An 18104-nucleotide genomic window follows, 5' to 3' on the forward strand; every position below is an offset into this window, starting at 1 on the left:
TATCTTTCCCATTCGAAGGAGCACCAGATGCTGCTTGAACGCATATACGACGAAGACCTCGCCCAGGCCAGCTACCTGATCGGCTGCCAGGCCAAGGGCGAGGCAATCGTGGTGGACGGCCGCCGGGACATCGCCGTCTACCAGGACCTTGCCGCCAAGAACGGCATGAAGATCGTGGCCGTCACCGAGACCCACATCCACGCCGACTACCTCTCCGGCACGCGCGAACTGGCCGCCGCCACCGGCGCGAAGATCTACGTGTCCGGCGAGGGTGGACCCGACTGGCAGTACGGGTTCGACGGCGAACGGCTGCACGACGGCGACACCATCACCCTGGGCAACATCACCATCAAGGCAGTCCACACCCCCGGCCACACTCCGGAGCACCTGTCCTTCCTGGTCACCGACGGCGCGTTCAGCGACAAGCCCGGCTACCTGCTCTCCGGAGACTTCGTCTTCTCCGGCGACCTGGGCCGGCCCGACCTGCTGGACGAGGCCGCCGGCGGCATCGACACCCGCTTCGAAGGCGCCAAGCAGCTCTTCGCCAGCCTCCGCGACAAGTTCCTCACCCTCCCGGACTACGTCCAGGTCCACCCGGGCCACGGCGCCGGCAGCGCCTGCGGCAAGGCCCTGGGCGCCATCCCCTCCTCCACGGTGGGCTACGAACGCCTCTACGCCTGGTGGGGCCCCTACCTGGCCACCAACGACGAACAGGGCTTCATCAACGAGCTCCTCGACGGCCAGCCCGACGCCCACGCCTACTTCGCCCGCATGAAGCGCGAAAACCGGGAAGGCCCCGCCGTCATGGGCGAACGCGCCCCGCTGCAGGAACTGGACACGGACGCCGTCGCCAAGGGCCTGGCCGAGGACACCCTGACCTTCATCGACACCCGCTCCAGCGGCGAAATCCACCAGGGCACGGTGGCGCGGTCCCTGAACGTCCCGGCCGGCAAGTCCGTAGCCAGCTACGGCGCCTGGGTGGTCAACCCGGAAACCGACAAGAACCCGCTGGTGCTGCTGGCCAGGGACCTGGACCAGGCCCAGGACATGTGGGACCACCTGGTCCGCGTGGGCATCGACAACGTGGCCGGCTACCTCACCAGCATCAAGGGGTTGCCCACCTTCACCCCCAAGCTGATCCAGCCTGGGGAACTCGAGGGTTTCGAGGCGGCCGTGGTCCTGGACGTCCGCAACAAGACCGAGCACAAGGCCGGGCACGTCCCGGGCTCCTACCAGCTCAGCGGCGGCCGCGTGATGTGGCACCTGGATGAGCTGCCGGCCGGCGGCACCATCGTGTCCTACTGCCAGTCCGGAGTGCGCAACTCCGTGGCCGCCAGCGCCCTGCGCCGGGCCGGGTACGACGTCGTCGAACTCGATGGCAGCTACGCCGCCTGGAACGCCTGGCGGAACAGCGTCCCCGCAGCCTGAGCAGGCAATTCCCCCTAGACCGCCCGGGCAAGACCCCCCTCCTGCCCGGGCCCGGCCCGGACGCGTCCCCCGCGCGTCCGGGCCACCTTCTGCTTCACCAGAACGGAGCCACCATGCAGGGCACCCCCCTCCGCGGCACCAGCGGATCCACCCCGGCGGTGCTGGGCTTGCGGCAGAACGTTGCCCAGTTCATGCTGCTGGTGGCCGTGAACGCCCTGGTGGGGGGCACCCTGGGCCAGGAGCGCACGGTCCTTCCGCTGCTCGCCGCCCGGGAATTCCACCTCGACCTGTACACGGGCGCACTGACCTACATCCTCGCCTTCGGCTTGTCCAAGGCCGCCATGAACTACTTCGCGGGTACCCTCTCGGACCGGTACGGCCGGAAACCGGTCCTCATCACCGGCTGGCTGGCAGCGGTGCCCGTCCCGTTGATGCTCATACTTGCTCCGTCATGGGGCTGGATCGTGGCGGCCAACGTGCTGCTGGGCGTCAGCCAGGGCCTCACCTGGTCCACCGCCGTGATCATGAAAATGGACCTCGTGGGCCCCAAACAGCGCGGCCTGGCCATGGGCTTCAACGAGGCCGCGGGCTATCTCGGGGTCGCCGTAACGGCCCTGGCCACCGGCTACCTCGCCACCGCCTACGGCCTGCGCCCGGCCCCGTTCCTATTGGGCGCCGCCTACATCGCGCTGGGTCTGGGTCTCACGGTCCTGGCCGTCCGCGAAACCCACCACCATGCCAGGACCGAGGCCGCGCAGCATGCCGCGGGCCGGGATGCCGCCCGTGCCGGCCTCACCACCGGGCAGGTGTTCACCCTCACCAGCTTCAGGGACCGCTCTCTCTCCGCGGCCAGCCAGGCCGGACTGGTGAACAACCTCAACGACGGCCTGGCATGGGGCCTCTTCCCCGTCCTGTTCGCCGGCGCCGGGCTTGGCCTGGGCCAGATCGGCATCCTGGCCGCCGCCTACCCGGCAGCCTGGGGCGCGGCCCAACTGGTGACCGGAGCAGCCTCCGACCGTTGGGGACGCAAGTGGTTCATCGCCACCGGAATGCTGGTGCAAGCCGGCGCCCTGGCGATCATTGCTTCCGCTCACGGCTTCGCACCGTGGCTCGCCGCCGCCGTCGTGCTGGGCCTCGGTACCGCCATGGTCTACCCCACACTGCTGGCCGCCATCGGCGACGTCGCCCACCCGGCCTGGCGTGCCCGCTCCGTGGGCGTGTACCGGCTGTGGCGCGACGGCGGATTCGCCGTGGGTGCCCTGCTCTCCGGAGTACTCGCGGACCTCTACGGCATCCCCGCGGCCATCGCCGCCGTCGCGGTGCTCACCGCCCTCTCGGGCCTGGTGGTTGCGGGGCGGATGCGCGGGAATGACCACGCTGCGGGATAGCCCCCCTTTATCCGTGCCCGGCCAAGTACTCCACCAGCCCGCCCACCGTGGCCACCGCCGGATAGTCGGCTTCCGGGATGTCGACGCCCGTGGACTCGGCGATGACCTCCACCAGGCGGAGGAAATCCAGCGAGTCCAGTTCCAGGTCCTGGCGCAGCCTGGCAGTGCCGTCCAGGTCGCCGGGCTCGACGTCGGGCGCAACTTTGCCGATCGCCGCCTCCACGGCCAGGCGCGCGTCCTCTTGGTTCACGGTTCCTCCTCGGTCACACGGGTCCGGCTCACAGGTCCTCCGGCGTTTGCAGGAGTTCGTCGATCCTGGCCAGGAAGCGGCCTCCGCGCAGCCCGTCGCTGACCCGGTGGTCCGCGGACAGGGTGGCGGTGGCCGCGTGCCGGATCCCGAGCATCCCGTTGTGCGCCCACGGCTGTTCGATGACCTTGCCGAAACCCACCATGGCAACCTGAGGCGGATAGATCACGCCGTAGACGCTTTCGACCCCAAGGTCGCCCAGGTTGGTGACGGTAATGGTGGGGTCGGCCATCTCCGCGCGCTGCAGCCGGCCCGCCCTGGCCCGGCTGACCAGGCCGCGCAGCTGCTCCATGAGTTCGTCCAGCGTCAGGGTGTCTGCGTCGTGCACCGCCGGGGCCACGATCCCGCCGTGCCGCAGGGCCACCGCGACGCCCAGGTGCACGGCATTGCTCGGCTGGAACGCGCCCCTGGTGAAGAATCCGTTCATGTCCGGCACCTCCTTCGCCGCGAGCGCGGTGGCCTTGAGCAGCAGGGCGGAGGGCACCAGGCGGGCGGTGACGGGCCGCTGCTGGTTGGCCGCCTGCATCCACGCCATGGCCGCGGCAAGGTCCAGGGTGGTGGCGAGGTAGTAGTGCGGGATTTCCTTCTTGGACCGCGACATCAGCGCGCCGATCGCCTGCCGCAGGCTTTCCGCCTTGCTGGCGGCCGCAGCCCGTTCCTGCCGGGGGGCTGCGGGCGGCACGTTTTCCTTTGCGTTCCCGGGTTCCGTTGCCTGCGCGGGCGCCGGCGGGCGGGCTTCCGACGGCGGTGCTTCCGCCGGCTTGTCCGCGCCGGGTTCCCTGGCCGGCCGCCCCCGCGGCGGGACGGCGGCGAGCACGTCTTCCTCGGTGACGGCACCACCCGGGCCCGTGCCCGTGACGGCCGGCAGGTCCACGCCAAGTTCCGCCGCCAGCCGCCGGGCCAGCGGCGAGGACCGCACGCGGTGCGCTTCGGGTGCTTTTGCCGGCTCCGGCGCCCAGGTGCCAGACGCCGCAGCGGCGCGTTCGACGTCGGCCCGGGTCACCTCTCCGCCGGCACCGCTCCCGCTGAGGCGTCCGACGTCGACCCCCAGCGTGTGCGCAAGGTGCCGGACCGGCGGCGGGACCTTGGCGCCGGGCTCCGGGTGGCCGCCAGCGGCGCCCGGGTGAGCGGGCGTTTCCTCTTTTGCTGTCAAAGGTGAGCGGGCGTCGGGGAAAATGCTGCCGGAAGTGAGCGGGGGTTGGGGCGGGGGTGGCGGCGGGAGTTCGGCGGGGGTGGCCGTGATCCGGGCGATGGGGGTCCCCACCTGCACGGTGTCGCCGATGTCCACCAGGAACTCGGCGACGACGCCGTCCTCGAAAGACTCGATGTCCATCACGGTCTTGTCGGTGTCCACGGCCGCCACGAGGTCACCCTTATGGACATAATCCCCCGGCTTGACCAGCCACTCCACCACCTTGCCGTGCTCCATGTCTGCGCCCAGGGACGGCATCCGGAACTCAGCCATTGGCCCCCACGGCCCTTCGCGCGGCGGCCATGACCCGTTCCACCGACGGCAGGGCAGCCTGTTCCAGGTGCTTGGCGTACGGGACGGGCACCTCCAGGCTGCATACCCGTTCCACCGGGGCGTCCAGGTCGAAGAAGGCTTGCTCGCAGATCCGGGCCGCGATCTCCGCGGAGATGCTGCCGCTTCGCCAGCCTTCGTCCACCACCACGGCCCGGTGCGTCCTGGCCACGCTGTCCATGATGGTGTGGGCATCGAGCGGGCGGAGGGTGCGGAGGTCGATCACGTCGGCCTCAATGCCTTCGGCGGCCAGCAGGTCCGCGGCCTCCAGCACCATGGGCAGCGTGCCGCCGTAGGTGACGAGGGTCAGGCCGTCCCCATGCCGGAGGACTGCTGCCTTGTCGATGTCCACGGCGCCGGCGTCGTCGTCGAGCTCCCCCGCAACGTTGTACAGCGAGCCATGCTCGAAGATCAGCACCGGGTCCGGGTCCTGCAACGCGGTCCACAGCATCCCGCGGGCGTCCGCCAAGGTGGCCGGGGCCAGGATCCGCAGCCCGGGAATGTGCGCGTACCAGCCTTCCAGGCTGTGCGAGTGCTGGGCGCCGAGCTGCCGGCCGGCTCCGGTGGTCATCCGGATGACGATGGGCACGTTGAACTGGCCGCCGGACATGTGCAGCAGCGTGGCGGCATTGTTGATGATCTGGTCCAGCGCCAGCAGGCTGAAGTTGACGGTCATGATTTCGACGACGGGACGCATCCCGCCCAGCGCGGAGCCGATGCCCGCGCCGACGAACCCGGACTCGGACAGCGGCGTGTCACGGATCCGTTCGGGCCCGAACTCCTCCAGCAGTCCCAGGCTCACGGCGAAGCTGCCGCCGTACCTGCCTACGTCCTCGCCCATGAGGAACACCCGCTCGTCGCGCTGCATCGCGTCGCGGAGCGCCGCCCGCATCGCTTCCCGGTACGTGGTTTTCATCCTGCTGCCCCTTCTTTCCCGCCGCCGCCGCCGGCGGTGGCAGCGCCGCTGCCGGCTTCCGGCGGGTCGCTGTAGACAAACCGCATGAGTTCGGACACCGGTTCCGGCGTGCCGTTCTCGGCGAATCCCACCGCGGTGCTGATCTCGGCGTCCACGTCCGCCGCCAGCGCCGCCCAGGTGTCCTCCGGCAGCTGTCCCGCGGCCTGCATGGTTCCCTGCAGCAGGCTGATGGGGTCCCGTTCCATCCAGCGGGAAACCTCGGCTTTCTCCCGGTACAGCTCGGGATCGAACATGGAGTGGGCGCGGAAGCGGTAGGTGCGCAGTTCCAGGAAGTGCGGCCCGCCCCCGGACCGGACGGCATCCACCGCCCGCCGGGCAGCTTCCTCGACGGCGAGTACGTCCATCCCGTCCACGGCCCACGCGGAGATTTCGTACCCGGCGGCCTTGAGCGCGATGTCCGTCTGGGATTCGGAACGGCCCAGCGCGGTTCCCATGGCGTAGAGGTTGTTTTCGCAGCAGAACAGCACCGGGAGCTGCCAGAGCGCGGCGAGGTTCATGCTTTCGTGGAACTCGCCTTCGGCCACGGCGCCTTCGCCGAAGAAGCAGGCGGTCACGCGCTGGCGGCCGGCCATCCGGTCTGCGAGCGCCAGGCCGACTGCAAGCGGCAGGCCACCTGCCACGATCGCGTTTCCGCCGTAGAAGCGCGCCTCCGCGTCGAAGAGGTGCATGGAACCGCCGCGGCCGCGGCAGCAGCCCTCGGCGTGGCCGTACATTTCGGCGAGGATGGCACCGGCGGAGACGCCCCGGAGCAGGGCGTGGCCGTGCTCCCGGTAGGTGGCCACCACCGCGTCGTCGGGCGCCAGGGTTTCCATCACCCCGGCGGCCACGGCTTCCTCGCCGATGTACACGTGCAGGAAGCCGCGGATCTTGGCCGCGCTGTACAGCTCGATGCATTTTTCTTCGAGCCGGCGGACCCGCAGCATCTGCCGCAGCAGGTGCAGGGCGTGTTCCTGGTCGCGGATGGCCGGGTTCCGCAGGGTGCTCATGGCTGCTCCTTGCCGAGGCCCGGCGCCGGTCCGGCCGGGGCCTCCAGGGTTGAGGTGTCGCCTTCGGGCAGTCCCAGCTCGCGGGCTTTCAGGAGCCGGCGGAGGATCTTTCCGCTCCGGGTCTTGGGCAGCGTACTGGTGAAGTCGAGCAGCCGGGGCGCGACGGCGGCTCCCAGCCGTTTCCGGGTGAAGCCGATGATCTCCAGCTGCAGGGCCTCGCTGGGCTGGTTGCCCGGCTTGAGTTCCACGAAGGCCTTGACCACCTCGCCGGCCACGGGGTCGGGTACTCCGATCACCCCGGCTTCGGCCACCGCGGGGTGTTCCATCAGGCAGCTTTCCACCTCGAACGGGCCGATCAGGTGGCCGGAGGACTTGATGACGTCGTCGCCGCGGCCGACGAACCAGAAGTAGCCGTCGGCGTCCCGTTTCGCCAGGTCACCGGTGAGGTACCAGCCGCCGGCGAAGCACCGCCGGTAGCGCTCCTCCTCGTTGAGGTAGCCGCGGAACATGGACGGCCACCCGGGGCGCAGCGCCAGCTCACCCATGGTGTCCGGTTCCGTGACCAGGACCGCCTGTCCGTCCGTGACGACCGCTTTACCGTCGGCGTCCCGTGCCACGAGCGCCGCCTCGATGCCGGGGAGCGGACGGCCCATGGACCCGGGGCGGATGTCCATGGCGGGATAGTTGGCGATCATGATCCCGCCGGTCTCGGTCTGCCACCAGTTGTCGTGCACCGGCAGGCCCAGGACCTCCTGGCCCCACACCACCGCCTCGGGGTTCAGCGGCTCCCCCACGCTGGCGATGAAGCGCAGCGCTGACAGGTCATGCCCGGCTGCCCGTTCGGCGCCGGCCTTCATGAGCATCCGCAGTGCCGTGGGGGCGGTGTACCAGACCGTGACGTGCTGGTCCGCAAGGATCCGGTACCAGCGGTCCGCGTCCAGCTCCTCCTCGTCCACGATGGCGGTCACGCCGTGCACCAGCGGCGCGATAATTCCGTAGGACATTCCGGTCACCCAGCCGGGATCGGCGGTGCACCAGTAGACGTCCTCCGGGTGCAGGTCCAGGGCGAAGCGGCCGGTGGCGTAATGGGCGGCCACGGCGCCATGGACGTGGATGGCGCCCTTGGGCGTGCCGGTGGTGCCGCTGGTGAAGTGCAGCAGGGCCATGTCCTCCGGCTGGGTGCCGGCGACCTCCCCGATCGGGTCCGCCCGGGACAGGAGTGCTGCCAGGTCAAGGGTCCCGGGTTCGGGGGTGCCATCCGCGTCCGCCAGCAGGATGTGGCGGAGTTCCGGAAGGCTGTCGCGCACCGGCGCCACCTTCTTGCGGTACAGGGCCCTGGTGGTGACCAGGGCCCGGCCCGCGCCGAGGTGCAGCCGCTGCCGGACCGGTTCGGGGCCGAACGCGGAGAAGAGCGGGCAGAAGACGCTGCCGTTCTTGAAGGTTCCCAGCACCGCGGCATACAGCTCCGGGCTGCGGCCCAGGAGGGAGAAGACCCGCTCACCGCGCCCCACCCCCAGGGCCCGGAGCACTGCCGCGAACCTGCCGGACTGCTCCGCAAGGTCACCGTAATCCAGGGACCGGGTGCCGCCGTCGGCCCTGATGAAGCGCAGGGCTTCCCTGCCCCCGCGGCCTTCGGCCACGTGGCGGTCCACGGCCTCGTAGGCGATATTCAGCCCGCGGCCCCCCGGCAGCCCGGCCAGTTCCTCCCGGGCCTGGTCCCAGCTGAAGTCGCGCCGGGCGGCGTCGTAGTCCGGCATGTTGGGCTGCACCGGGAAGGCGGCCACGTCCTTGGCGATGGCGGGCCAGCGTGTCACTCCCTCGCCTCCGGCATGGACCGGCCCACCGGTGACGGCAGCAGGTATTGGCGGAACCAGTCGGCAGCCAGGTTCGCGGCCAATGCCAGGGTTCCGGGCTCCTCGAACAGGTGGGTGGCGCCCGGGACGATCTCGAGCCGGGTGGGCGCCTGCATCCGTGCCATTGCCTGGCGGTTGAGTGCGAGGACCTGGGTGTCCGCACTGCCAACGATCAGGAGGGTGGGGGCCCTGACGGCGTCCAGCCGCGGACCGGCAAGGTCAGGCCGTCCGCCCCGGGACACGACGGCGGCAACGTCGGCGCCGGGCTCGGCCGCGGCCCACAGCGCCGCTCCGGCACCGGTGCTCGCCCCGAAGTAGCCGATCCGTCCGGCCGAGCCGTCATGCCGGACCTTCAGCCAGTGGGTGGCGGCTGAGAGGCGCCGGGCCAGGAGCGCGATATCGAAGACATTGGCACGGTTGACTTCTTCCTCGGGGGTCAGCAGGTCCAGGAGCAAGGTGCCCAGGCCCGCCCCATGCAGGACGGAGGCCACGAAACGGTTGCGCGGGCTGTGCCGGCTGCTCCCGCTGCCGTGGGCGAAGATCACCGTGCCGTCGCACACGGCCGGCAAGTAGAGGCTGCCCCGCAGCACGGCCATCCCGTCCGGAACCTCGACCTCGTCCACCAGGCTGCTGTCCCCCCTTTCGGGGCCGCTGCGGGACGGCTGGGACGCGGCGGCGTCCAGCAACTGGACCACCTCGCCATCCTCGGTGGGGGAAAAGTCGTGGTAGTAGTAGCCCACGGCCTGGAAGTCCTGCGGCGAAAGCAGGCAGACGACGTCGTCCGGTTCCTTGAGCTCGACGATGGCCCGGGCAGGGGCCACCGGCACGGCAAGGATGACTTTCGCGGCGCCCAAGTGCCGCGCCACCTGGCAGGCGGCCTTGGCCGTGGAGCCGGTGGCGATGCCGTCGTCCACGATCACGGCGGTGCGGCCGGTGAGGTCAAGCATCGGGCGCCCCTGCCGGAACCGTGCCACCCTGCTGTCCAGCAGGGTGCGCTCCCGCCGTTCCACCTGCTGCAGGTCCTCCTGGGAGACGCGGGCCATGGAGATGGTGCGTGGATCCAAGACCCGGACGCCGCCCTCCCCTATGGCTCCCATGGCCACCTCAGGCTGGAACGGGACGCCCAGTTTCCTGACCACGATCACGTCCAGTGGCGCCTCGAGGGCCTTGGCCACCTCGAATGCCACGGGCACGCCGCCTCGGGGCAGGCCCAGCACCACCACGTCCCGTCCCCGGAGTCCGCTGAGCCGCTTGCCCAGCCGCCGGCCGGCGTCGGCCCTGTTCAGGAATGCAACCATCACGCTCACCCGCCATGTGGGAGTTCTTCCGCGGGGAGGATCGCCGCGGCCGCGGGGGTCCAGGACATCCGGAGGACGAAATGGGCCTCGGAACTGCTCCTGGCGATCATCGCCCCTGCGTCTCCCGCCAGATTCACGCCAAATTCGATTTCGATCTGTTCCGGGTACAGCTCCGCCATGGCCTCAAGTGCGGCGTGGGCCGCCGGTCGGACACTGGCGAGTGCATCTTCCAGCCTCCTGCCGGTGTCCAGGATCCCCTGCTCGTTGCGCGCGGGATGGTCCACCCCATAGCTGTTGTCGGCAGCCTCAACGAGCACGGTCCCGGATCCCACCTCGTACCGCATCACTTCGGTCATGGCGGATGCTCCCCTGTCTAGTGCGAGATGCGCAGGTTGTGGTGGGCGTCAGTGCTGGGCTTTATGGCCACCGCGGTGACCACCAGCGCCACTGCCCCCGCAATCCACGACGTCCACGCTGCGCCCGTCGCGCCCGTGTAGGACCCCAGCCATGGCGAGAGGATCAATACTGCGGCAAGGACAGCCTGGGCGTATTCCATGACCGGTGTTCCGGGCATTGCCAGGTTGACGATTCCGCTGACCACCAGGAGCCCGCCGAAGACGAGCATGAGGGTGGTGGACATGTTTTGCTGCCGCGTGAACAGGACCGCCACTGCGGTGAAGAGTCCGGCGGCAGCTGCTGCGTAGTCCTGCCACCGATACCACTTTTTCACTGTTTTTCCTTTCTGGTGTGGGCGGAACGCCAGTACGTTTCCGCCCTATGGGCCTCTGCTGCCCATGGTTCAAGTCAACGCCTGCGGTGGTGCGCCCAGTAGGGCAGAAAGACCTGCCCGCAGGGGTTGCCGTCCAGCTACTCAGTGTTACTATTTACTAGTAGTCAGCAACACTAAGTACCAAGGGGATTCCATGGGCAAGCAAATGACCGAGATGCTCAAGGGCACGCTGGAAGGCATTGTCCTGGCGCTCCTCGCCGCCCAGCCGGCCTACGGCTACGAAATTACCGCCCGGCTTCGCGAACAGGGCTTTTCGGACATTGCCGAGGGCACGGTCTACGCACTGCTGGTCCGCATTGAACAGCGCGGCCTGGTGGACGTCGCCAAAGTCCCCTCGGAAAAAGGACCTCCCCGGAAGGTCTATTCGCTGAACGCCTCCGGCGGCGGTTACTTGGACGAGTTCTGGAACTCCTGGAGCTTCCTCGCCGAACGGATCGAGCGGCTCCACCACGCCAAACACATGCAGGAAAAAGGAGAATGACCATGACGCAGGGATGGCTCGAAAAAGTCACCGGCTCCTTCGACGACAAAAAACGCTGGCGCCAATACAAGGCCCGCAAAGAACAGCTGCCCGGCAGCTACCGGACCACCATCGACGCCCTGGAACGCTACTTCACGTACGCCGGCGCCATCGTCAAGGGCGACATCCTCATGCAGATGCTTGAGGACCTGGCCGACCTCATCGAGGGGGCCGCCGCGGACGGAACCCCGATCCGCGACATCGTGGGCGACGACCCCGTGGAATTCGCCGAAACCTTCATCAGCAACTACTCGGACGGCCAGTGGATCAGCAAGGAGCGCAAGCGCCTGACCGACGCCATCAACCAGGCCGCTTCCGGGGATGCCTGAAACATCCCGCACCGGAAGGACCGGCCATGACTACAGACCAGGCCCTGCACCCCGCCATCCGGGTCCAGGGCATCGAAAAGTCGTTCAAGGACCTGCACGTGCTGCGGGGCGTCGACTTTGACGTGATGCCGGGAAGCATCTTTGCGCTGCTCGGATCCAATGGCGCCGGAAAAACCACACTGGTGAAGATCCTGTCCACCCTGCTGAAGCCGGATGCCGGCACGGCCACGGTCAACGGTCATGACACCGGCACGGAGCCCGCGCGCGTACGGGAATCCATCAGCCTGACCGGCCAGTTCACAGCGGTGGACGACGTCCTCACGGGCCGGGAAAACCTGGTGCTGGTGGCGCGGCTGCGCCACCTGCCCCGCCCGGACGCGGTTGCCGGCGCCCTGCTGGAGCGCTTCGACCTGGCCGAGGCCGCACACCGCAGGGCGGGCACTTACTCCGGCGGGATGCGGCGGCGCCTGGACATCGCCATGAGCCTGATCGGGAACCCCCGCGTCCTCTTCCTCGACGAACCCACCACCGGGCTGGATCCGCAGGCACGCAACGAGGTATGGCGGACCATCCGGCAACTCGCCGGCCAAGGCACCACCGTGCTGCTCACCACCCAGTACCTCGATGAGGCAGAACAACTCGCAGACCGCATCGCCATCCTGCACCAAGGCATCATCATCCAAAACGGGACGCTGGCCGAACTCAAGCAGCTCCTGCCCGCCGCCACGGTGGAATACGTGGAGAAACAGCCTTCGCTCGAGGACGTCTTCCTGGCCCTGGTGGGTTCCGGCCCAGACGACCGTCCCAGCGGCGCCCCGGCGCCAGGAAAGGACCACCGATGAGCACCCATGCCTTGCGGGATACCGGCGTTCTGACCGGCCGCTCGCTGCGGCACATCCTGCGCAGCCCGGACACCATCATCACCACCGCGGTGACGCCCGTGGCCATGATGCTGCTGTTCGTCTATGTGTTCGGCGGTGCCATCATCACCGGCTCAGGAGGCTCGTATGTGAACTACCTCCTGCCCGGCATCCTCCTGATCACCGTCGCCTCGGGCGTGGCCTACACCGCCTACCGGCTGTTCCTGGACGTCAAGGGCGGGATCGTCGAACGGCTCGGATCCATGCCGATCGCCAGGCCCAGCATCCTGTGGGCCCATGTGCTCACGTCGCTGGCCGCCAACCTCGCGGCGATCGCCATCGTGATCGGCGTTGCGGCCCTCATGGGGTTCCGCAGCGGCGCATCCTTGGCAGCGTGGCTCGCCGTCGCCGGAATCCTGGTCCTGTTCACCCTGGCCCTGACCTGGCTGGCGGTCGTTGCCGGCCTGACCGCCAAGACGGTGGATGGCGCCAGCGGCATGAGTTACCCGCTGATTTTCCTGCCGTTCATCAGTTCGGCGTTCGTTCCCACGGCCACCATGCCGGGCCCGGTCGCCTGGTTTGCCGAGAACCAGCCGGTGACTCCGATCGTGGACACCCTCCGGGCGCTGCTCGCGCAGGAACCCGTGGGCACCGGGATCTGGACGGCGCTTGCCTGGCTGGCCGGGATCCTTGCCGTGGCGTACGCGGCCGCTGCGGCCATTTACCGCCGGAAAGTGGGCTGAGGACGCAAGCCGCACAGATTCACTGCGAACTCACAGGAAGTGCCCGTGCAAATCCGGGCCGCGGTATGCAAGAGTGTCCGCAACGCTGGGGAGCCGATACCTGCCGGCCGGGCTGCCACGCAGCCCGGCCGGCAGGCCCGCAGCGAGGAACAAGTGAGGCCGGGCGTGAAAAACAGCACTGAGCGCCACACCGGGGCGGCCCGACGCCGGGCCCCCGGCCTGATCCTGCTGCCGGCCCTCCTGCTGCCCACCTTGGCGGCATGCACTCCGAATGGCCCCTCGCCCACGCCTGCCCCGTCGGTGTCCAGCAGCACGGCAGGCACCCCGGCACCCAGGCCCAGCGCCACCAAGGACCCTGCAAGCCACATCCAAACGCCCGGGCACGTGTTCGTCATCAACTTGGAGAACAAAGGATACGACTCCGTATGGGGTGACCATTCCCCCGCGCCCTACCTCTCCGGAACGCTCCGCAAGAAGGGCGTCCTGCTCAAGAACTACTACGGCATCGCCCACAATTCACTGCCCAACTACCTGGCCCAGATATCAGGCCAGCGGCCCAACGACAGCACCATGGCCGACTGCCACACCTACACCGAGTTCAACGCCACCGGCACCGACTCGGAAGGCACCCTTCAAGGCGACGGCTGCGTCTACCCCCAGGACACCCAAACCCTGGCCGGGCAACTGGCCGCCCAGGGCAAGACGTGGAAGGGCTACATGGAGGACATGCAGGAGCCATGCGAACACCCGGCGCTGGGCGAGCCTGACAACCACATCAAGGCCAGCCCGGAGAGCCAGTACTCCACGCACCACAACCCCTTTATGTACTTCCGCTCCATCACCTCCTCACCGGACTGTGCCAGGAACGTGGTCAACTTCGCAGCGCTCGCGGGCGACCTGAAGTCCGTGGACACCACGCCCACCCTGTCCTACATCACACCCAACCTGTGTCACGACGGCCATGACGCCACGTGTGCCGACGGCACCACCGGCGGCCTGGAAGCGGTGGACGGATGGTTGAAGGAGCAGGTGCCGGCCATCCTGTCCTCACCGGCCTACAAGCAGGACGGGATGCTGGTGATCACCTTCGACGAGGCCGAGGGCGACTCGTCCGGTCCGCCTGAATCAGACACGGCAAGCCCGGCCGGCGGCGCCGCGGGGGGCAAGGTGGGCGCGCTGGTGCTCTCGCCGTTCAGCAACGCGGGCACGTCCTCGGACCGGGCCTACAACCACTACAGCCTGCTGGCCAGCATCGAGGACTTCTTCTTCCTCCCCCGGCTGGGGCTGGCCGGCGATCCCGGGGTCGCCACCTTTGGCGACGACGTATTCCGGAAGGAGTCCTAGGTGAAGCTTCCATGGAACGGCCGACGCCGGTCAGTCCTGGCAGGCCTCGTTGCGCTGGCGGTCCTGGTGGTTCTCGCCGTCGTCCTTCCCAACGCGTTGCGCGCCGGCCCGCCGGCACCCACCACGCCCTCCTCCGCCCCGGCCCAGGATGCGGGCGCGGGCGCTGCCGCCGGCCAGGGCGCCTCTGCGGACGCCGGGATCTCCAAGATCAAGCACGTGGTGATCATCACCCAGGAAAACAGGTCCTTCGACAGCTACTTCGGGACCTACCCCGGCGCAGACGGCATCCCCATGAAGGACGGAAAGCCCGCCGTGTGCCTCCCGGATCCGGCAAATGGCGGCTGCATCGCCCCCTTCTACAACTCCGCGGACAGCAACGCCGGCGGTCCGCACAGCCACGCCGACGCCACCGGGGACATCAACGGCGGCGCCATGGACGGGTTTGTAGCCCAGGCGGAGAAGGGGCTCTCCGGCTGCAGCGCCGCCAGCACCAAGTGCACGTACAGCACCACCATGCCCACCGACGTGATGGGCTACCACGACGGGCGGGACCTGCCCAACTACTGGGCCTACGCGCAGAATTTCACCCTCGAGGACCACCTGTTCGCCTCGGCGGCGTCCTGGAGCCTGCCCGCCCACCTCTACCTGGTCTCGGAATGGTCGGCCAAATGCACCAAAGCCGGGGACCCGTCGTCGTGCGTGAACGCCCTGCAGGACCCGGACCCCGAACCCGAGCCGCAAATCATCAAGGACACCCTGATCGGCAAATGCCAGGCCGGCATGGACCTGGACCCCTGCCGTGAGGCCCTGGAAGCGGCGGGGATCGATCCGGGCCTCGCTGCCCAGATCGACCAGCTGATCGGAACCAGCTGCCAGCCCACCGATTCCTACGCCGTCTGCCAGGCAGCCGTGGACGCCGCCCCGGTGTCCGATGACCTGAAGAAGAAGCTCACCGACGCCGCCAAGAAACTGGAACTGCCCGACTACGCCTGGACGGACCTGACCTTCCTGCTCCACAAGCACCAGGTGTCCTGGGCCTACTACGTCTTCAACGGCACCGAACCGGACTGCCGGAACGACGCCGCCACCTGCGACCCCGTCAAGCAGGACGCCAAGACCCCCGGCCTGTGGAACCCGCTGCTGTACTTCGACACCGTCAAGGAAGACGGCGAGCAAGGCAACATCAAACCCCTCAGCGGGTTCTACGACGCCGCCCGGCACGGCACCCTGCCGGCGGTCACCTGGGTGGCACCCACCGACAAGGTCAGCGAACACGCCCCCGCCAAGATCAGCACCGGGCAGGCCTACGTGGCCGGCCTCATTAACGCGGTGATGAGCGGTCCGGACTGGGACAGCACCGCCATCTTCCTCACCTGGGACGACTGGGGCGGGTTCTACGACCACGAAAACCCGCCGGTGGTGGACAACAACGGCTACGGCCTGCGCGTGCCCGGCCTGGTGATCAGCCCGTACGCCCGGAAGGGCTACATCGACCACCAGGTGCTGAGCCACGACGCCTACTTCAAGTTCATTGAGGACGATTTCCTGGGCGGCGAACGGATCGATCCTGCCACGGACGGACGGCCCGACGCACGGCCCGACGTCCGTGAAAACAACCCGCAGCTGGGCGACCTCGCCAAGTCCTTCGACTTCACCCAGGCCCCGCTGCCGCCCCTGATCCTGCCGAATGCCACCACCTACTGACGCCCGGCGTTTCCGGGCCGGTTAGGGGATGCAAACCTTTGTGGTAAACGGAACCGGGCGGTGGTTAACTGCCAGCATGTCTGAAACCGTGAAGCTCAGCCACAACGAACCCCACGACAGCAGCGTGGCCGCCCGCCTGAACTGGCTGCGGGCCGGTGTCCTGGGCGCCAACGACGGCATCGTCTCCGTCGCGGCAACCGTAGTGGGCGTCGCGGGCGTGACCAACGACCTCGCCCCGATCCTGGTGGCGGGAACGGCCGCCGTGGTGGGCGGCGCCGTGTCCATGGCCCTGGGCGAATACGTGTCCGTCAGCAGCCAGAGCGACAGCCAGCGGGCATTGATCGAAAAGGAACGCCAGGAGCTCCGGGACGATCCCGACGGCGAGCTGGCCGAGCTCGCGGAGATCTACCAGGCCAAGGGGCTCAGCGAAGCCACGGCCCGGACCGTCGCCGAGGAGCTCACGGCGAAGGACGCGTTGAAGGCGCACCTGTCCGCCGAACTGAACATCGACGAGGAGGAGGTGGTAAGCCCCTGGCATGCCGCGTTCGCCTCCGCGATCGCCTTCACGGTGGGCGCCGTACTGCCGATGCTGGCCATCATTTTCCCGCCGGAGCAGGCGCGCATCCCGGTCACGTTCGTCGCCGTGATCCTGGCGCTCGCCTTGACCGGCACCGTCAGCGCCAGGATCGGCGGAAGCTCCAAGCGCAAGGCAACCCTGCGGCTGGTGGTGGGCGGCGCACTCGCCATGGCCTTCACGTTTGCGGTGGGCAGCCTCCTGGGCACCACGGGCATCGCCTAGCGGGCCGCCGGGGTACCGGCGGGACCTTCGAGGCTAATTACGTCACGCCATGTTTGCGTAATTGATGTGAACCTCGTCACTTAAAGCGCTTTCCGGCTTGGAGCTTAGGTTTGCCTACCCTACAGTTTTTGAACATAGGCACCGCCTCCCGGTGCCCGTAAAGACTTAGGTTCACGCAGACTTTTTCCCCACGAAAGCAGCCTCAATGAAGATCCGCAACAGCGCGCTGGCAGGCATCGCACTCGCCGCCACCGCAGCTCTCGGCCTGACCGCCTGCGGCGGTGGCACGCCCGCCGGTGACAGCTCCGCTTCCAACGGCGCCCCCTCCGGCGAGATCACTGTCTACAACGCCCAGCACGAGAGCCTGACCAAGGAATGGGTGGACGCCTTCACGGCGGAAACCGGCATCAAGGTGACCCTCCGCCAGGGCGACGACACCGAAATGTCCAACCAGATCATCCAGGAAGGCCAGGCGTCCCCCGCGGACGTGTTCCTCACCGAAAACTCCCCCGCCATGACGCAGGTGGAGAACGCCGGCCTGTTCGCCGACGTCAACAAGGACACCCTGGCCCAGGTTCCCGCCGAGTTCGCGCCGTCCACCGGCAAGTGGACGGGCATCGCCGCCCGGTCCACCGTCCTGGTGTACAACAAGACCAAGCTCACCGAGGACCAGCTGCCCAAGTCCATGCTGGACCTGGCCAAGCCGGAGTGGAAGGGCCGCTGGGCCGCTTCGCCCACCGGCGCCGACTTCCAGGCCATCGTCTCCGCGCTGCTGGAACTCAAGGGTGAAGGCGCCACCGAAGACTGGCTCAAGGCCATGAAGGACAACTCCAAGGCCTACAAGGGGAACAGCACGGCCATGAAGGCGGTCAACGCCGGCGAAGTGGACGCCGCGCTGATCTACCACTACTACTACTATGGCGACCAGGCCAAGACCGGCGAGAACTCCAGCAACGTCACGCCGTACTACTTCAAGAACGAGGACCCGGGCGCGTTCCTGTCCGTCTCCGGCGGCGGCGTGCTCAAGTCCTCGAAGAATGCCGCAGCTGCGCAGGCGTTCCTGAAGTTCATCACCGGCAAGAAGGGACAGGAAGTCCTGAAGAACGGAACGTCGTTCGAATACGCCATTGGCTCCGATGTGCCCGCCAACGACAAACTGGTGCCCATCAAGGACCTGCAGGCGCCCAAGGTTGACGCCGCAAAGCTCAACTCCCAGAAGGTCAGCGATCTGATGACCCAGGCCGGACTCCTCTAATT

General features: G+C 68.3%; 18 protein-coding genes. 10 read left to right on the plus strand and 8 right to left on the minus strand.

From position 1 onward, the window contains the following. The first annotated feature begins 27 nt into the window (after positions 1–27). Together C563_RS0108840 and C563_RS0108845 are read left to right on the plus strand one after the other, a co-directional pair. Positions 28–1428 carry an MBL fold metallo-hydrolase gene (locus tag C563_RS0108840; RefSeq protein WP_018761683.1) on the plus strand — a complete coding sequence of 467 codons (1401 nt, stop codon included), beginning with the start codon at positions 28–30 and terminating at the stop codon, positions 1426–1428. Between the two features lie 113 nt (positions 1429–1541). Continuing rightward, positions 1542–2816, plus strand: a complete 1275-nt coding sequence (locus C563_RS0108845) for an MFS transporter (protein WP_018761684.1) — start codon at positions 1542–1544, stop codon at positions 2814–2816. 7 nt (positions 2817–2823) lie between these two features. Here C563_RS0108845 and C563_RS0108850 read toward each other — a convergent pair whose 3' ends face one another. The 8 genes from C563_RS0108850 to C563_RS0108885 are packed head-to-tail and all read right to left on the minus strand — an operon-like array spanning position 2824 to position 10488. Then, the gene (locus tag C563_RS0108850) at positions 2824–3066 is read right to left on the minus strand and encodes an acyl carrier protein (RefSeq protein ID WP_018761685.1); all 243 of its coding nucleotides are present in this window, start codon (positions 3064–3066) and stop codon (positions 2824–2826) included. A 28-nt stretch (positions 3067–3094) separates the two neighbouring features. Further along, on the minus strand, positions 3095–4588 hold the full coding sequence (locus C563_RS0108855; RefSeq protein ID WP_018761686.1) for a dihydrolipoamide acetyltransferase family protein: 1494 nt from the start codon (positions 4586–4588) through the stop codon (positions 3095–3097). Then, positions 4581–5561, minus strand: coding sequence for an alpha-ketoacid dehydrogenase subunit beta (locus C563_RS0108860; RefSeq protein WP_018761687.1), 981 nt, complete (start codon positions 5559–5561; stop codon positions 4581–4583). The genes C563_RS0108855 and C563_RS0108860 overlap by 8 nt, the downstream gene beginning before the upstream one ends. Further along, on the minus strand, positions 5558–6607 hold the full coding sequence (pdhA, locus tag C563_RS0108865; protein ID WP_018761688.1) for a pyruvate dehydrogenase (acetyl-transferring) E1 component subunit alpha: 1050 nt from the start codon (positions 6605–6607) through the stop codon (positions 5558–5560). Before pdhA ends, C563_RS0108860 begins: the two co-directional genes overlap by 4 nt. Then, positions 6604–8421 carry an acetate--CoA ligase gene (gene acsA / locus C563_RS21020; protein ID WP_018761689.1) on the minus strand — a complete coding sequence of 606 codons (1818 nt, stop codon included), beginning with the start codon at positions 8419–8421 and terminating at the stop codon, positions 6604–6606. The genes pdhA and acsA overlap by 4 nt, the downstream gene beginning before the upstream one ends. Next, a complete protein-coding gene (locus C563_RS0108875; RefSeq protein WP_026264570.1) occupies positions 8418–9758 on the minus strand; it encodes a phosphoribosyltransferase in 1341 nt (446 codons plus the stop codon). Before C563_RS0108875 ends, acsA begins: the two co-directional genes overlap by 4 nt. A 5-nt stretch (positions 9759–9763) precedes the next feature. Continuing rightward, positions 9764–10114 carry a CU044_2847 family protein gene (locus C563_RS0108880; RefSeq protein WP_018761691.1) on the minus strand — a complete coding sequence of 117 codons (351 nt, stop codon included), beginning with the start codon at positions 10112–10114 and terminating at the stop codon, positions 9764–9766. Between the two features lie 17 nt (positions 10115–10131). Then, complete coding sequence (locus C563_RS0108885) at positions 10132–10488, minus strand: SPW repeat domain-containing protein (protein ID WP_018761692.1); 357 nt, start codon at positions 10486–10488, stop codon at positions 10132–10134. 193 nt (positions 10489–10681) lie between these two features. Here C563_RS0108885 and C563_RS0108890 point away from each other — a divergent pair, with 193 nt between their 5' ends. The 8 genes from C563_RS0108890 to C563_RS0108925 all read left to right on the plus strand — a co-directional run bounded on the left by C563_RS0108890 (position 10682) and on the right by C563_RS0108925 (position 18102). Next, positions 10682–11029, plus strand: a complete 348-nt coding sequence (locus tag C563_RS0108890; protein ID WP_018761693.1) for a PadR family transcriptional regulator — start codon at positions 10682–10684, stop codon at positions 11027–11029. A 2-nt stretch (positions 11030–11031) separates the two neighbouring features. After that, positions 11032–11397: a DUF1048 domain-containing protein gene (locus tag C563_RS0108895; RefSeq protein ID WP_043423950.1), complete on the plus strand. Its 366-nt coding sequence runs from the start codon at positions 11032–11034 to the stop codon at positions 11395–11397. Between the two features lie 26 nt (positions 11398–11423). After that, complete coding sequence (locus C563_RS0108900) at positions 11424–12239, plus strand: ABC transporter ATP-binding protein (RefSeq protein ID WP_018761695.1); 816 nt, start codon at positions 11424–11426, stop codon at positions 12237–12239. Continuing rightward, a complete protein-coding gene (locus C563_RS0108905) occupies positions 12236–13000 on the plus strand; it encodes an ABC transporter permease (RefSeq protein WP_018761696.1) in 765 nt (254 codons plus the stop codon). The genes C563_RS0108900 and C563_RS0108905 overlap by 4 nt, the downstream gene beginning before the upstream one ends. A 165-nt stretch (positions 13001–13165) precedes the next feature. Next, positions 13166–14344, plus strand: coding sequence for an alkaline phosphatase family protein (locus C563_RS21025; protein WP_231369863.1), 1179 nt, complete (start codon positions 13166–13168; stop codon positions 14342–14344). Next, positions 14345–16048, plus strand: coding sequence for an alkaline phosphatase family protein (locus tag C563_RS0108915; RefSeq protein WP_018761698.1), 1704 nt, complete (start codon positions 14345–14347; stop codon positions 16046–16048). Positions 16049–16124: 76 nt separating this feature from the next. Then, on the plus strand, positions 16125–16847 hold the full coding sequence (locus tag C563_RS0108920; RefSeq protein ID WP_018761699.1) for a VIT1/CCC1 transporter family protein: 723 nt from the start codon (positions 16125–16127) through the stop codon (positions 16845–16847). 205 nt (positions 16848–17052) lie between these two features. Continuing rightward, complete coding sequence (locus C563_RS0108925) at positions 17053–18102, plus strand: iron ABC transporter substrate-binding protein (RefSeq protein ID WP_018761700.1); 1050 nt, start codon at positions 17053–17055, stop codon at positions 18100–18102. The last annotated feature ends 2 nt before the right edge of the window (positions 18103–18104 follow it).

The organism is Arthrobacter sp. 135MFCol5.1 (assembly GCF_000374865.1).
Classification (GTDB): Bacteria; Actinomycetota; Actinomycetes; order Actinomycetales; family Micrococcaceae; genus Arthrobacter.

What these genes read in the sequence shown, in the direction of transcription:
- C563_RS0108840 (WP_018761683.1), top strand. Translation starts at nt 28, where the DNA reads ATGCTGCTTGAACGCATATACGACGAAGACCTCGCCCAGGCCAGCTAC.
- C563_RS0108845 (WP_018761684.1), top strand. Translation starts at nt 1,542, where the DNA reads ATGCAGGGCACCCCCCTCCGCGGCACCAGCGGATCCACCCCGGCGGTG.
- C563_RS0108855 (WP_018761686.1), bottom strand. Translation starts at nt 4,588, where the DNA reads ATGGCTGAGTTCCGGATGCCGTCCCTGGGCGCAGACATGGAGCACGGC.
- C563_RS0108860 (WP_018761687.1), bottom strand. Translation starts at nt 5,561, where the DNA reads ATGAAAACCACGTACCGGGAAGCGATGCGGGCGGCGCTCCGCGACGCG.
- pdhA (WP_018761688.1), bottom strand. Translation starts at nt 6,607, where the DNA reads ATGAGCACCCTGCGGAACCCGGCCATCCGCGACCAGGAACACGCCCTG.
- C563_RS0108875 (WP_026264570.1), bottom strand. Translation starts at nt 9,758, where the DNA reads ATGGTTGCATTCCTGAACAGGGCCGACGCCGGCCGGCGGCTGGGCAAG.
- C563_RS0108880 (WP_018761691.1), bottom strand. Translation starts at nt 10,114, where the DNA reads ATGACCGAAGTGATGCGGTACGAGGTGGGATCCGGGACCGTGCTCGTT.
- C563_RS0108890 (WP_018761693.1), top strand. Translation starts at nt 10,682, where the DNA reads ATGGGCAAGCAAATGACCGAGATGCTCAAGGGCACGCTGGAAGGCATT.
- C563_RS0108895 (WP_043423950.1), top strand. Translation starts at nt 11,032, where the DNA reads ATGACGCAGGGATGGCTCGAAAAAGTCACCGGCTCCTTCGACGACAAA.
- C563_RS0108900 (WP_018761695.1), top strand. Translation starts at nt 11,424, where the DNA reads ATGACTACAGACCAGGCCCTGCACCCCGCCATCCGGGTCCAGGGCATC.
- C563_RS0108905 (WP_018761696.1), top strand. Translation starts at nt 12,236, where the DNA reads ATGAGCACCCATGCCTTGCGGGATACCGGCGTTCTGACCGGCCGCTCG.
- C563_RS0108920 (WP_018761699.1), top strand. Translation starts at nt 16,125, where the DNA reads ATGTCTGAAACCGTGAAGCTCAGCCACAACGAACCCCACGACAGCAGC.
- C563_RS0108925 (WP_018761700.1), top strand. Translation starts at nt 17,053, where the DNA reads ATGAAGATCCGCAACAGCGCGCTGGCAGGCATCGCACTCGCCGCCACC.